At 61.6% G+C, this 14622-nt stretch carries 10 protein-coding genes; 6 read left to right on the forward strand and 4 right to left on the reverse strand.

What is annotated here, in order from left to right; genetic code table 11:
- Nucleotides 1-53 precede the first annotated feature (53 nt).
- The 6 genes from tssE to tssK are packed head-to-tail and all read left to right on the forward strand — an operon-like array spanning nt 54 to nt 9321.
- Nucleotides 54-572: a type VI secretion system baseplate subunit TssE gene (gene tssE / locus ACKZ62_RS11035; RefSeq protein WP_095184434.1), complete on the forward strand. Its 519-nt coding sequence runs from the start codon at nt 54-56 to the stop codon at nt 570-572.
- The gene (tssF, locus tag ACKZ62_RS11040) at nt 569-2446 is read left to right on the forward strand and encodes a type VI secretion system baseplate subunit TssF (protein ID WP_447096661.1); all 1878 of its coding nucleotides are present in this window, start codon (nt 569-571) and stop codon (nt 2444-2446) included. Before tssE ends, tssF begins: the two co-directional genes overlap by 4 nt.
- The gene (gene tssG, locus ACKZ62_RS11045) at nt 2431-3450 is read left to right on the forward strand and encodes a type VI secretion system baseplate subunit TssG (protein ID WP_032889704.1); all 1020 of its coding nucleotides are present in this window, start codon (nt 2431-2433) and stop codon (nt 3448-3450) included. Before tssF ends, tssG begins: the two co-directional genes overlap by 16 nt.
- Nucleotides 3443-6082 (forward strand): type VI secretion system ATPase TssH, encoded by a 2640-nt coding sequence (gene tssH, locus ACKZ62_RS11050; protein ID WP_447096662.1) that lies wholly within the window; start codon nt 3443-3445, stop codon nt 6080-6082. The genes tssG and tssH overlap by 8 nt, the downstream gene beginning before the upstream one ends.
- Nucleotides 6083-6087: 5 nt before the next feature.
- Nucleotides 6088-7923: a type VI secretion system Vgr family protein gene (locus ACKZ62_RS11055; RefSeq protein ID WP_447096663.1), complete on the forward strand. Its 1836-nt coding sequence runs from the start codon at nt 6088-6090 to the stop codon at nt 7921-7923.
- Between the two features lie 51 nt (nt 7924-7974).
- A complete protein-coding gene (gene tssK, locus ACKZ62_RS11060; protein ID WP_032889699.1) occupies nt 7975-9321 on the forward strand; it encodes a type VI secretion system baseplate subunit TssK in 1347 nt (448 codons plus the stop codon).
- 83 nt (nt 9322-9404) lie between these two features.
- Here tssK and nuoN read toward each other — a convergent pair whose 3' ends face one another.
- The 4 genes from nuoN to nuoK are packed head-to-tail and all read right to left on the reverse strand — an operon-like array spanning nt 9405 to nt 14622.
- On the reverse strand, nt 9405-10868 hold the full coding sequence (gene nuoN, locus ACKZ62_RS11065; protein ID WP_003174731.1) for an NADH-quinone oxidoreductase subunit NuoN: 1464 nt from the start codon (nt 10866-10868) through the stop codon (nt 9405-9407).
- A gap of 7 nt (nt 10869-10875) precedes the next feature.
- Nucleotides 10876-12408, reverse strand: a complete 1533-nt coding sequence (gene nuoM / locus ACKZ62_RS11070) for an NADH-quinone oxidoreductase subunit M (protein ID WP_017527174.1) — start codon at nt 12406-12408, stop codon at nt 10876-10878.
- 55 nt (nt 12409-12463) lie between these two features.
- Nucleotides 12464-14317: an NADH-quinone oxidoreductase subunit L gene (nuoL, locus tag ACKZ62_RS11075; RefSeq protein ID WP_447096664.1), complete on the reverse strand. Its 1854-nt coding sequence runs from the start codon at nt 14315-14317 to the stop codon at nt 12464-12466.
- The gene (gene nuoK, locus ACKZ62_RS11080; RefSeq protein WP_003174727.1) at nt 14314-14622 is read right to left on the reverse strand and encodes an NADH-quinone oxidoreductase subunit NuoK; all 309 of its coding nucleotides are present in this window, start codon (nt 14620-14622) and stop codon (nt 14314-14316) included. The genes nuoL and nuoK overlap by 4 nt, the downstream gene beginning before the upstream one ends.

Consider the following 14622-nt stretch of genomic DNA (forward strand, 5'->3'; position numbering starts at 1 on the left):
CGACGGTGGGTGGGTTCGCCCGCCCGCCGTCCTGTCGATGGAGGCCTCAGCGCATGGCTGAACTAACCAGTCTCGAACGTTTGCAACCGTCCTTGCTCGATCGCTTGAGTGATGACGACACCGCGCAGGTTTTCGAGCCTCGCGACAAGCGCGTGTTGTCCATGCGCCGCTTGCGCAAGGCGGTATTACGCGATTTGGGGTGGCTGCTCAACAGCACCAGTCTGGGCAGCTTTCGCGACCTGAGGAAGTGCCCGTTGGCGGGACAATCAGTGCTCAATTTTGGGCTGCCCGATCTCGCGGGAAAGACGGCTGCCGGCCTGGACCGCGAAGCGTTGGGACGCCGCATTCGCCAGGCGATCTGGGATTTCGAACCGCGGATTTTGCGCGAAAGCCTGCGTGTCGTGCCGGTTGCCTCCTCGGGTGCAACCATCAGTCCCAACCAGATGACCTTTGAAATTCATGGCGAACTCTGGGGCCAACCGTTGCCCGAGCGCCTGTACCTGAAGACCGAACTCGACCTGGAAGCAGGCGAGGCGCGGATCTTCGATATTGAGACAAGGGACGTGCGTTGAACGCAAAACTGCTGCGCTATTACGAGCGTGAGCTGGCGCATCTGCGGGAAGTTGGCGGTGAATTCGCCCGCGACTACCCCAAGGTTGCCGGCCGCCTGGGGCTGGAAACCTACGCCTGTGCCGACCCCTATGTTGAGCGGCTGTTGGAAGGTTTCAGCTTTCTCGCCGCACGGGTGCAACTGAAGATTGATGCCCAATTCCCACAATTTACCCATCACCTGCTGGAACTGATCTACCCACATTACTTGGCGCCAACGCCATCGATGGCGGTGGTGCAACTGCACCCGGACATGGGCGAGGGCAGCCTGGCCGCCGGCTTCAAGGTGCCACGCCACACGGCATTGCACAGCCAGTTGGGCAAGGGGGACCAGACCGCCTGCGAATTTCGCACTGCCCATGAGGTAACCCTGTGGCCGGTGGAGTTGGTCGAGGCGCGCTATTTCGCCTGCAGCACGCAGGTGGCCGGGGTTGACCTGTCACGTCTCGGCGCAGTCAAGGCCGCGTTGCGCCTGCGCCTGAGCGTCGGGGCTGGCCTGGCTTTCAGCGACCTGGCCCTAGACACCCTGCGGCTGCACATCCGTGGCGGGGACGGCACGCCCGCGCGGGTTCTTGAACAGCTGTTGGCCCAAGTGGCGGGTGTGCTGGTCATGCCCATGCAAGCGTCTGGGGACTGGCATCAGCTGCTGCCCAGCAGTGCGATTCGCAGTGTGGGCTATAGCGACAGCGAAGCCTTGCTGCCCATCGGGCCGCGTTCGTTCCAGGGTTATCGCTTGTTGCAGGAATACTTCGCCTTGCCGCAACGCTTCATGTTCGTCGACGTGGTGGGGTTGGCGAGCAGTGTCAGCCGCTGCACCGCCGAGCAACTGGAGCTGATCGTGTTGTTCAAGACGGCAGACCCGTTACTTGAGCAAAGCCTCAGTGCTGCCAATTTCGCGCTGTATTGCACGCCGGCGATCAACCTGTTCCCGATGCGCACCGAGCGTGTGCACCTGGATGAACAGCGCTCTGAATACCATGTGAGCCCCGACCGCACACGGTCAATGGACTACGAGATCTACGAAATTGAAGGGGTGACCGGTTACGGCAGTGGCGCCGAGGCCAGTCAGATATTCGAACCCTTCTACCGCGCCAACGACCTGCATGGGCGCACGCCGCCGCGTGCGTACTACCAGGTACGGCGCGACACGCGGGTTTTGTCCGAACAGCAGCGCAGCCGAGGCCCGCGCTCCAGTTATGGGGGCAGCGAGGTATTCGTGTCGCTGGTGGACGGCGAGCAGGCACCTCACCGCAGCGACCTGCGCCAATTGGGCATCGACGCCCTGTGCAGCAACCGCGACCTGGTGCTGAGCATGCCGGTGGGCAGTGGCAGCACCGACTTCAGCGTCCAATCCGCTGCGCCGGTGCAGTCGGTACGTTGCGTGGCAGGGCCCACGGTGCCCGCGCCGTCGTATGCCGAAGGCGATACCGCATGGCGTCTGGTCAGCCATTTGTCCCTTAACTACCTGTCACTGCTGGACCAGGACACGGAGCAGGGCGCTGTAGCCTTGCGTGACATGTTGCGCCTGTATTGCCGCGTCGACGATGCCGTTGCACATAAACAGATCGAAGGCGTGCGTTCGGTGACTGCGCAGAGCATCGTGCGGCGCCTGCCATTGTCTGGACCCGTCACCTATGGGCGAGGTTTGCAGATCAGTGTGAGCGTGGATGAGTCTGCGTTCGAGGGTGCAGGCGTCTGTGTATTGGGCTCGGTGCTGGAACAGTTTTTCGCCAAGTACGTGTCGCTCAACTCATTCACCGAGACGCGGATCGTGAGCGCGTCACGGGGCGTGATCATGCAGTGGCCTGCGCGGGTGGGCAGATGCGAGATCCTCTGAGCCTGCTCAGCGAGCTTGAAGCGCATCCGGGTCGGTTTGATTTCTACGCGGCATTGCGCCAGTTGGAATGCGCCTTTGCGCACCTGCCGCGCATCGGCGAGGCCACGCGCCCGGCGGACGAGGCGGTGCGTTTCGGCCAGCATTCCTCGCTGGCGTTTGAGCCGGCAATGATTGCGGGCCTCATACCCGGCGACACGCCTAAACTGCTGCTCAATTTCTTCGGCCTGATGGGCGCCAATGGCCCGTTGCCGATTCACCTCACCGAATACATTCGCGACCGTCAACGCAACCTCAACGACCCTACGCTGGCGGCATTTTGCGACGTGTTTCATCACCGCATGATCAGCCTGTTCTATCGCGCCTGGGCCAGTGCCCAGCCAACGGTGAGTCTGGACCGTCCGGGGGCGGACCGGTTTGCCAACTACCTGGGATCATTGCTCGGTATTGGCCTACCGTCGCTGCAGGCGCGCGACGGCGTGGTGGACCTCGCCAAGCTGCATTTCGCCGGCCGCCTGGGACCGCAAACACGCAATGCCGAAGGCCTGGCCGCCTTGCTTGGCGACTACCTTGGCGTTCCCGTAGAGGTCGAGCAATTTGTCGGCCACTGGATGACCCTGCCCCGTGACGGGCTGTGCACCTTGCGCAGCGGTCCGGACGCGGTGGTACTCGGCCAGGCCACGGTCATGGGCCGGAAAGTCTGGAATGCCCAACACAAGTTTCGCCTGCTGATTGGCCCTCTGGACCTGACACAAACCCGCCGTTTGCTGCCCGGTGGCGACAGCCTGCAACGGGTGCAGGATTGGGTGCGTCAGTACGTCGGCATGGCGATGGACTGGGACGTCAACCTGATCGTCAAGAAAGAACACCGGCCTCGCTTGCGCCTGGGGTCCACGTCATTGGGCTGGACCAGTTGGCTGAGCAGCAGAGCGCCCCAGCGGGATGATCGGCAGTTGCTGATCAAGCCTCGACCCTCATTTTCTTCTCAAGGAACTGCCCATGGCTGATATCAGTCGCGTCGCGCTTTTCGGCAAGCTCAACAGCCTGTGCTACCGGGCGATTGAAAGCAGCACTGTGTTCTGCAAACTGCGCGGCAATCCCTATGTCGAGCTGGTGCACTGGTTGCAGCAGTTGTTGCAATTGACCGATTCGGACCTGTTGCGCTTGGTCCGCCATTACGGCATTGATCCGGTGGTGTTGGACCGGGACCTCACTGCCGCCCTGGATCGTTTGCCTAGGGGCTCGAGCTCGGTGACGGACCTGTCCTCGCAGGTCGAGGAAACCGTGGAGCGTGCTTGGGTCTACGCGACCCTGATGCTGGGTGAGTCCCAGGTGCGTTCTGGCCATTTGCTGCTGGCGATGCTGAAAACTCCGGCATTGCGTAATGGTTTGTATGGTGTGTCCCGGGAGTTCAACAACGTCAGGACCGACGACCTCAGCGAGCAGTTTGGCGCGTTGCTCAAGGATTCGCCCGAGGCCCGCATGACGGCCAGCGACGGGTACCAGGTGCCGGGTGAGGCTGTCGGTGCACTGGCGCCCGACCGTCAGGAAGGCCTGAAGCGCTTCACTGTCGACCTGACCGAGCAGGCGCGGCGAAACACGATGGACCCTATCGTCGGACGCGATGAAGAGATCCGGCAGGTCATCGATATCCTGATGCGCCGTCGCCAGAACAACCCGCTGCTGGTGGGCGAGGCGGGCGTGGGCAAAACTGCTGTGGCGGAAGGATTCGCCCAGCGCATCGCCCGTGGCGACGTGCCGCCTAGCCTGCGGGACGTACAATTGCTGGCCCTTGATGTCGGCCTGTTGCAGGCCGGTGCGAGCATGAAAGGTGAGTTTGAACAGCGCCTGCGCTCGGTCATCGATGAGGTTCAAGCCAGCGTCAAACCGGTGGTGCTGTTTATCGATGAAACCCACACCCTGGTCGGCGCAGGTGGCGCCGCGGGTACCGGCGATGCGGCTAATCTGCTCAAGCCAGCCCTGGCCCGTGGCACCTTGCGTACCTTGGGCGCAACCACGTTTGCCGAGTACAAAAAACACATCGAAAAAGATCCGGCCCTGAGCCGACGCTTTCAGACGGTGCAGGTCGATGAGCCGGATGAAAGCCGTGCGCTGCTGATGCTGCGCGGTCTTGCCTTCAGCCTGCAGGAGCACCATCAGGTGCAGATCCTCGATTCGGCGCTGGAAGCGGCTGTGCGTTTGTCCAATCGCTATATCCCGGCGCGCCAGTTACCGGACAAAGCGGTGAGTCTGATCGACACCGCGTGCGCCCGCGTCGCCATCAGCCTGCACGCCACCCCGGCGGAAGTCGATGACAGCCGCCGGCGTATCGAATGCCTGGAAACCGAGCAGGCGATCATCCAGCGTGAACGCGCCATGGGGGCGCAAACCTCAAGTCGTTGTGCATCGGTCGATGCGTTGCTGGCGACCGAGCGCGAGCGCCTGAAGGTCCTTGGCAGCCGCTGGCACAGCGAGCTGGCGCTGGTCATGCAGATCTTGCGTCTGCGTAGCCGGTTGGTCGATGTGGATGCCGATGAACCTGAAGCGGGCCGGTTGCAACTGCGTCAATTACAGGAGCAATTGGCGTTGTTGCAAGGCGAGACTCCGTTGGTCCTGGTCAACGTCGACGAACAGGCCGTCGCGGCGGTAGTACAGGACTGGACCGGCATCCCCGTTGGCCGCATGGTCAAGAATGAAATCGAGAACGTGTTGCACCTGGCAGAACGTTTGGGCCAGCGCATTATCGGTCAGGATCATGGGCTGGAGATGATCTCGCGACGTATCCAGACCTCCCGCGCGGGCCTCGACAATCCAGGCAAACCGGTGGGGGTGTTCATGCTCGCCGGCACCTCCGGGGTGGGGAAGACCGAGACGGCCCTGGCCCTGGCCGAGGCGTTGTACGGCGGCGAGCAGAACGTCATTACCCTCAATATGAGCGAATACCAGGAAGCCCACAGCGTCTCCACCCTCAAGGGCGCGCCGCCTGGTTACGTGGGCTACGGCGAAGGCGGCGTGCTCACCGAAGCAGTACGGCGCAAGCCTTACAGCGTGGTGCTGCTGGACGAAGTGGAGAAGGCGCACTCGGATGTGCACGAACTGTTTTTCCAGGTGTTCGACAAGGGCTGGATGGAAGATGGTGAGGGGCGAGTCATCGACTTCAAGCACACCCTGATCCTGCTGACCACCAACGTCGGCACCGACCTGATCAGCCGCCAGTGCCGTGACCCGCTGGCAATGCCAGAACCGCAAGCCCTCGCAAAAGCCTTGCGTGAGCCGTTGCTGGAGGTCTTCCCGCCGGCTTTGCTCGGACGCCTCGTGGTGATCCCGTATTACCCCCTCAGCGACGCCATGCTCGACCGCATCATCCGCCTGCAACTGGAGCGGATCAGGCAGCGCATCGCTGACAGCCACAAGATTCCCTTCACGTACAGCGATGACGTGGTGCAGTTGATTGCCAGCCGCTGCACCGAGCTGGAAAGCGGTGGGCGGATGATTGACTCAATCCTGACCAACTGCTTGCTGCCAGCAATCAGCCGTGAGTTCCTCGATCGTCTGTTACAGGGCATCCCGGCCAGCCAGGTTGGGGTCAGCGTGGAAAACGGCGAGTTTGCCTATGTCTTTTCCGAGTCCGCGAGGTAGTCCCTATGGCAACCAGTCAAATGCATCGTGACATTCAGGTCAGCAGTGTACTCGGCGACGATGTGCTGCTGTTTCGCAGCATGCAGGCATTCGAGGGGCTGTCTCGTCTCAGTGAATACGAGGTGGAGCTGTACAGCGAACGCGCCGACCTGGACATCAACGACTTGCTCGCTACGCCGATGAGCATTGCGGTGGACTTGCCCAAGGGCGGTAGTCGTTACTTCAGCGGGCATGTGAGCCACTTCTCCATAACCGGTCGTCAAGGTCGCTATACCACGTGCAAAGCGGTGTTGAGGCCGTGGTTGTGGTTCCTGACACTGGCCAGCGACTGCCGTATTTTCCAGGGCCTGAGCGTGCCGCAGATCCTCAACCAGGTGTTCGCGCCTTACAGCATTGCCGATGTCGACACCTCGGGCCTGAGTGCGGACTACACGGCACTTAACTATTGCGTGCAATACCGCGAGAGCGATTTCAACTTTGTCAGCCGGCTGATGGAGCAGGAAGGTATCTACTACTTCTTCAAAAGCGCTGCTGGCCGTCATACCTTGGTACTTGCCGATTCCTGCGGCGCGCATTCGCCGGCGCCGGGCTATGCCCAACTGCGCTACATGCCGTCCCAGGATCACGCCCTGCGCGAAAGCGAGGTGATCTACGCCTGGCACATGAGCGGCGAGGTGGCGCCGGGCGGCTACACCCTGAAGGACTTCGACTTCGAAAAGCCCAGCGTCAATCTGATGGTCAAGTCGGCCATGCCTGGTGACTACCCGCAGTCTCGTCACGAACGTTACGACTATCCGGGTCGATACACCGAGCGCAAACAGGGCGAAACCTATGCCCGCACCTTGATTGAATCGCTACAGACCGGCGCCGGTCGGATCAGCGGTGCCACTCGTGCCCGGGGGCTGTTCCCGGGAGCGTTGATGACCTTGGCCGAGCACCCGCGCAGTGAACAGAACGCGCAGTGTTTGCTGCTGGAAGCGCGTTACACGTTGTCGTTAGACACCTATGAGCCGACGCCACCGACCGAGCCCGCGCCCGTGTTGACTTGCGAGTTCGTGGCCATGCCGCACCAGCAGCCATTTCGAGCACCTTGCGTATCGCCCAAGCCACGGATGCACGGTCCGCAGACCGCCAAGGTGGTGGGCAAACAGGGCGAAGACATCTGGACCGACAAATACGGACGGATCAAGGTGCAGTTCCACTGGGACCGCGAGGGCAAGGGCGACGAAAACAGCTCATGTTGGGTCCGAGTAGCCCAGGGCTGGGCCGGCAAGCGTTGGGGCAGCCTGCATATCCCGCGTATCGGCCAGGAAGTGGTGGTCAGCTTTCTCGACGGCGACTCCGACCAGCCGTTGGTCACCGGCAGCGTCTATAACGCGGAATCGCTGCCGCCCTATGCACTGCCAGAAAATGCCACCCGCTCGACCCTCAAGACCCATTCTTCAAAGGGCGGTGGTGGCTACAACGAACTGCGCTTCGAGGATAAGAAGGGTTCGGAGCAGGTCTCTGTGGACGGCAACCGCAATGAAAAAACCAGCGGTGCGGTATCGATGAGCGCCGGCAGCGAGATGATTATCGAGGGCGCCATGAAGACGGGTATCACCGCCGGTACCGATGTGCATATCAAGGGCGGGGCGAACGTGGTGATCGAAGCCGGCGCGAGCATCACCTTGAAGGTCGGTGGGGCCTTTATGACCTTTTCTCCAGGTTCGATTCTCGCATCGGCCATGCCTGTGCCCTTGCCTCAGGCCGCAACCGCTGCCACCGCCGCGGCATTGGCGGCGGCCACCGGGCCTGCGGGTGTGCCGCTGCCGCCCAAGGAGGCCGACGATGGCAAGTAAGCCGTTGTCGGCTCTGTCTGCTTCTACCGTTGCCAATATTGGAAGAACTTAATGTCCTGGAAACACAAAGTGGTTTGGTCCGAAGGCATGTTGTTGCAGCCTCAGCATCTGCAACAACATGACCGTTTCCTGCAAACCCAGCTGGAGGCACGGGTCACGGCGTTGCGTGCGTATGGCTGGGGCTTTTCGGCGTTGGACATTGACCCGCAGCAACTGGCTCTGGGCAAGGTATCGTTGCTTTCATACAGCGGTATATTCCCGGATGGAACGCCTGTCGGCCTGCCATTCGATGATGAAATGCCGCCGCCCCTGACCATCCCCGATGATGCGCGCGACCTGACAGTGGTGTTGGCGTTACCAAGCTTACGTCCCGGGATCCCGGAGGTTGACGACAACCCCAGTATCGAAAATTTCGCCCGACTTCGCAGCGCTGAATACGAAGTCTGGGACAGCAATGGACTGGACAGCAGTGCGCTGATGAGTGTCGGCAAGTTGCGCGTGCGTCTGGCCTTTGAGGGCGACGTGGCCGATGCCTACACCTCACTGGGTATCGCCCACGTGGTGGAAAAGCGCGCCGACAACTGTGTGGTGCTTGATCGCGGCTACTGCCCGCCCTGTCTGGATATCCGGGCGGCCGAATGCCTCAAGGCGATGGTCGATGAGGTCGCAGGGCTGGTGCAGCAGCGGGGCGAAGCCACGGCCTCACGCGTGGCCCGGCTCGATGGCAGTGGTGCAGCGGACATTGCCGATATCCTGCAGCTGCAGGTGCTCAATCGCAGCCTGCCGCTGATGCGCCATTTATCGACCATGAGCGGCCTGCATCCCGAGCAACTGTATCGCGACCTCTCGGCCCTGGCCGGTGAGCTGGCAACGTTTAGCCGCGACGATAAGCGCACGCCTGCCTACCCGGTGTATCGCCATACGGCCCTGGCAGAAACGTTTGCTCCGGTGATGCTTGAACTCCGTCGGATGCTCTCGACCGTGATGGATACGCGGGCCATCGCTATTCCCTTGGAAGAGCGCCAATACGGCATCCGTGTGGCCGTGCTGCCGGACCGGGCGTTACTGGCCTCGGCCACCTTCATCCTGGTGGTTCAGGCTCAAATGGCGGCGGACAGCGTGCGCAGCAGTTTCCCCTCCCAGGTCAAGATCGGCTCGATGGAGAAAATCCGCGACCTGGTCAACCTGCAACTGCCGGGTGTTGGCCTGCGGCCTTTGCCGGCAGCCCCGCGGCAATTGCCGTTCTATGCGGGCTGCACGTATTTCGAACTTGATCGCAGCAGCGAGTATTGGCAACTGTTGAGCCAGTCGAGCGGTTTTGCGATCCATGTACCCGCCGGGTTTCCTGGGTTGGATATGCAATTTTGGGCCATCCGCGATTTGGCCCAAAACGAGTGAGGTGAACGCCCTGTTGCAGGGCATCCAGAAACGCAAAACGGCGCCCGAAGGCGCCGTTTTGTTTACTGCATCCCGCTAAGCGATCAAACGCCCAGTACCGCGTGCTGCACCAGGGTGAGCAACGGTTGTGGGTACACGCCCAGGAAGAACGCGAGCAGGGCGATGGCCAGCAGCATCACGCCGCCTGCCTTCTGTTCCCAATGCAGCTCGGCATCCACACGGCGCAGGTTTGGCTCGATCAGGTACAGGGTGACCATCACGCGCAGGTAATAGAACACGCCGATAGCGCTGCCCAGTACCAGGGACGCAACCAGCCACCACTCGTGGGCTTCTACACCGGTAGCGACGATGTAGAACTTGCCGATGAAACCCGCGGTCAGCGGGATACCGGCCAGGGACAGCATCATCACGGTCAGTACGGCGGTCAGGTACGGGCGGCGCCAGAACAGGCCGCGATACTCGTACAGGGCGTCAGCGTCACGGCCTTTGTACGGCGAGGACATCAGCGTAATTACACCGAAGGCGCCGAGGCTGGTGATCACGTAGGTGACCAGGTAAACGCCGATGGCTTCCACGGCCAGGCCTTTGCTCGCCACCAGGGCGATCAGCAGGTAGCCGAAGTGAGCGATGGACGAGTAACCCAGCAGACGCTTGAGGTTGTTCTGGGTCAGGGCCAGCAGGTTACCGAACAGGATCGACGCGATGGCGATCACGGTCAGCACGTTGCTCAGCACGCCGGTATTGGCAGCAGGCGAGATCTGGAACAGACGCACCATCACGGCAAACACAGCAACCTTGGACGCGGTAGCCAGGAACGCAGCCACCGGCGCCGGGGCGCCTTCGTACACGTCTGGGGTCCACAGGTGGAACGGCACCAGCGACAGCTTGAATGCCAGGCCGATCAGCATCATCGCCAGGCCCAGTTGGGCAATCGGCGCCGGGCTGTTGGTGGCAGCCAGCGCGTGGCCGATACCGGTGAAGCTCAGGCTGCCGGCTTCGGCGTAGAGCAGGGCCATACCGAACAACAGGAACGCGGAACCGGCCGCCGACAGCACCATGTACTTGATGCCGGCTTCCAGGGAACGCTTGTTGAAGAAGGCGTAAGCCACCAGGCCGTAGGTCGGGATCGACAGCAGTTCCAGGCCGATGAACAAGCCGGCCAGGTGCTGTGCGCTGACCAACACGATACCGCCGGCCGCAGCCAGCAGGATCAGCAGGTACAGCTCTTCGCGGTTGCCTGGGTAGCCGGTGCCGCCTTCGCCGAGGTAGGCGTGGGCGAGGGTGACGCAGGCGAGGGTGGCGACGAGGATCAGCGCGATATACAGCAGCGCGAAGTCATCGACCATCATCAGCGGGGTCACCGCCAGTGGCGCGACCTTGAGTGCCGGGATAATCGACAGCAAGGCCAGGTTCAAACCGGCACAGGACAGCAGGAACGTTTGTGAGTGATTGCGGCGCCAGGCGATTGCCAGCATCACCACCACGATGGTGAGGCTGGTAATCAGCAGCGGCGCAAGCGCGATAAAGTGTTGGATCGTGAATTCCATAGCGCTCTTACCGGGCCGAAGCGAGTTGAGAGAAGGCGGTGCCGAACCACTGCTGCACGCCATGCATCGTTGCGGCAGAAGTGTCCAGGAACGGTTGCGGGTACACGCCGATGTAGATCAGCAGCACCGCAAGGCCGAGCACCATGATCAGTTCGCGAGCATCCATCCCTTTCAGGACGGTGTCGGACTTGGCCGGGCCGAAGTAGGCGCGGTGGATCATGATCAGCGAGTAGACCGAACCGAATACCAGGCCGGAAGTAGCAATGGCGCTGATCCAAGGCGTTTGCACGAAGGCACCCATCAGGATCAGGAACTCGCCGATGAAGTTGCCGGTACCCGGCAAGCCCAACGAGGCAGCGGCAAAGAACAGGCTGATTGCCGGCAGGTACGCGATGCGCGACCACACGCCGCCCATCTCACGCATGTCACGGGTGTGCAGGCGCTCGTACAACTGGCCACTCAGGATAAAGAGTGCAGCGGCGGAAACACCGTGCGCCAACATCTGGATCACTGCACCTTGCAACGCCAGTTGGCTGCCGGAGTAGATGCCGATCAGTACGAAGCCCATGTGGGAAACGGACGAGAAGGCAATCAGACGCTTGATGTCGGTTTGCGCGAACGCCAGGAACGCACCGTAGAAGATCCCGATCAGACCCAGGGTCATGGCAATCGGCGCGAACTCCGCCGAGGCGTTCGGGAACAGCGGCAGCGCGAAACGCAGCAGGCCATAGGCAGCGGTTTTCAGCAGGATGCCGGCGAGGTCAACGGAACCGGCGGTCGGTGCCTGGGCGTGAGCGTCAGGCAGCCAGGAGTGAAACGGCACCACCGGCAGCTTCACCGCGAACGCGATGAAGAAGCCCAGCATCAGGATGTACTCGGTGGTCAGGGACATCTTGGTTTTCAACAGGTCGGCGTAGTTGAACGTAATCACGCCTGTGCTGTTGAAGTTGACCAGTACCAGACCCAGGATCGCCACCAACATGATCAGGCCGGAAGCCTGGGTGAAGATGAAGAACTTGGTCGCCGCGTAGATCCGGGTTTTCTTGCCGTCCGAAGAACTGTGACCCCAGAGCGCGATGAGGAAGTACATCGGCACCAGCATCATTTCCCAGAAGAAGAAGAACATGAACAGGTCGAGGGCGAGGAACACGCCGACAACGCCGCCCAGGATCCACATCAGGTTCAGGTGGAAGAAGCCCACGTGACGCTGGATCTCTTTCCAGGAGCAGAGTACCGAGAGGATACCCAGCAGGCCGGTCAGCAGGATCATCAACAGCGACAGGCCATCGAGGGCCAGGTGCACGTTGATGCCGAAGCGCTGGATCCACACGTGCTTGAATTCAAGCGCGAAAGTCGGATCGACACCCGGTGCCGGAGCGAATGAATAGTCACCGTGGGCCCACAGCCAGAGGCCGAGTGCGAGTTCCAGGGACATGGTCAGCAACGCAATCCAGCGGGGGAGGGTGGCGCCGAAGCGTTCACCCATCCAGCAGAGCAGGCCGCCGATGAAGGGGATCAGGATTAGCCAGGGCAGAATCATGACAGGCTCGTTTCCTTTCGCAAGTTTGCAAAGTTCGCAATGTACATAGACATGGTCAGACCGCCACGACAACGATGGCGCCGATCACCAGCACGGCACCGACCGCCATGGACGCTGCATACCAACGCAGTTGGCCGGTCTCGCTGCGGCTCAGGGCGGTGTGACCGGCCTTGGCGGCGCGCGGGATCAAACCGATGGTCTGGTCGAGCGGGTCTTTGCGCAGTACATGGCTGATAGCCAGGTAAGGCTTGACGAACAGTTTGTCGTAGATCCAGTCGAAGCCCCAGGCGGCGAACCACCAGGCCGACAGGAAGCGGCCAATGCCACTGTTGGCCACGGCCGTCACGAAGCGACGCTTGCCGAGGAACAACAGCGCGGCCAGCAGGATACCCGCGATGGCAATGGCGCCCGAGGCGATTTCCAGGCTGTGCTTGGCGGCGCCACCGGCATGGCCGGCGCTTTCCGGCAGTACACCGGCCAGGGGCGGGGTGATCAGGGCGCCGACGAAGGTCGACAGCACGATCAGCACCGACAGTGGCAACCAGTGGGAGATGCCGTGACCTGCGTGCGCTTCGGTCTTGGCTTCACCGTGGAACGTGATGAAGATCAGGCGGAAGGTGTACAGCGAGGTCATGAACGCACCCACCAGGCCTGCGTAGAGCAGGTTCTGGTTACCGCTGGCAAAGGCTTCCCAGAGGATTTCGTCTTTCGAGTAGAAACCGGCGGTCACCAGTGGCAGTGCGGCCAGGGCTGCACCACCGACGATGAAGCTGGCGTAGGCCAGCGGCAGTTTTTTCCACAGGCCGCCCATCTTGAAGATGTTCTGCTCGTGGTGGCAGGCAACGATCACCGCACCGGAGGCAAGGAACAGCAGGGCCTTGAAGAAAGCGTGAGTCATCAGGTGGAAGATCGCCGCGTCCCAGGCGCCAACGCCCAGGGCCAGGAACATGTAGCCGATCTGGCTCATGGTCGAGTAGGCGAGGATACGCTTGATGTCGGTCTGCACCAGCGCGGCAAAGCCGGCCAGCACCAGGGTCACGCCGCCGACGATGCCCACCAGGTGCAGGATGTCCGGCGCGAGGGTGAACAGGCCGTGGGTACGGGCGATCAGGTAGACACCCGCAGTTACCATCGTAGCGGCGTGGATCAGTGCCGACACCGGGGTAGGACCGGCCATCGCATCCGCCAGCCAGGTTTGCAGAGGCAGTTGCGCGGATTTACCTACGGCGCCACCCAGCAGCATCAGGGTCGCCAGGGTGATCCAGAAGTCGCCGACCTGGAATTTCTGTGGTGCCAGCACCAGCAGTTCCTGGATGTTCAGCGTGCCCACCTGTTGGAACAGGATAAACAGGCCGATGGCCATGAACACGTCGCCGATCCGGGTGACGATAAATGCCTTGAGTGCCGCGTTACCGTTGTTGCGGTTGCTGTAGTAGAAACCGATCAACAGGTACGAGCACAGGCCCACGCCTTCCCAGCCGAAGTACAGGAACAACAGGTTATCGCCGAGCACCAGGAACAGCATGCTGGCGATAAACAGGTTGGTGTACGAGAAGAAGCGCGAGTAGCCCGCTTCACCGCGCATGTACCAGGACGCGAACAGGTGGATCAGGAAGCCCACGCCGACGACCACGCCGAGCATGGTGATCGACAGGCCGTCGACGTAGAGGGCGAAGTTAGGCTTGAAGCCTTCCACCGACATCCACTTCCACAGCACCAGGGTGTAGTGACCGCCTTCCGGCGGCGCTACGTTGAATTGCCAGATGACGTAGGCGGTCACGATGGCCGACAGGCCAATGGAACCCACGCCGATCAGGGCCGAGAGGTTTTCCGACCAGCGTCCACGGGAGAACGACAGCAGCAGGAAACCGATCAGGGGAAATACGAAAGTCAGAAAGATCATGTTCATCCGCGCATCTCACTGGCAGCGTCGATATCAAGCGTGTGGAAGCGACGATACAGTTGCAGCAGGATCGCCAGGCCGATACTGGCCTCGGCGGCTGCCAGGCTGATCACCAGGATGAACATGACTTGTCCATCGGGCTGGCCCCAACGTGCACCTGCAACGATGAACGCCAGTGCCGCAGCGTTCATCATGATTTCCAGGCTCATCAACACGAACAGAATGTTACGGCGAACCATCAGGCCGACCAGGCCAAGGCAGAACAGGATGCCGGCGACCGCCAGACCATGCTCCAAAGGGATAGCAGGCAT

The organism is Pseudomonas sivasensis (assembly GCF_052938085.1).

Coding starts and splice junctions, on each gene's coding strand:
- tssE (WP_095184434.1), top strand. CDS start 54: ATGGCTGAACTAACCAGTCTCGAACGTTTGCAACCGTCCTTGCTCGAT.
- tssG (WP_032889704.1), top strand. CDS start 2,431: ATGCGAGATCCTCTGAGCCTGCTCAGCGAGCTTGAAGCGCATCCGGGT.
- tssH (WP_447096662.1), top strand. CDS start 3,443: ATGGCTGATATCAGTCGCGTCGCGCTTTTCGGCAAGCTCAACAGCCTG.
- ACKZ62_RS11055 (WP_447096663.1), top strand. CDS start 6,088: ATGGCAACCAGTCAAATGCATCGTGACATTCAGGTCAGCAGTGTACTC.
- tssK (WP_032889699.1), top strand. CDS start 7,975: ATGTCCTGGAAACACAAAGTGGTTTGGTCCGAAGGCATGTTGTTGCAG.
- nuoN (WP_003174731.1), bottom strand. CDS start 10,868: ATGGAATTCACGATCCAACACTTTATCGCGCTTGCGCCGCTGCTGATT.
- nuoM (WP_017527174.1), bottom strand. CDS start 12,408: ATGATTCTGCCCTGGCTAATCCTGATCCCCTTCATCGGCGGCCTGCTC.
- nuoL (WP_447096664.1), bottom strand. CDS start 14,317: ATGAACATGATCTTTCTGACTTTCGTATTTCCCCTGATCGGTTTCCTG.
- nuoK (WP_003174727.1), bottom strand. CDS start 14,622: ATGCCTGCTATCCCTTTGGAGCATGGTCTGGCGGTCGCCGGCATCCTG.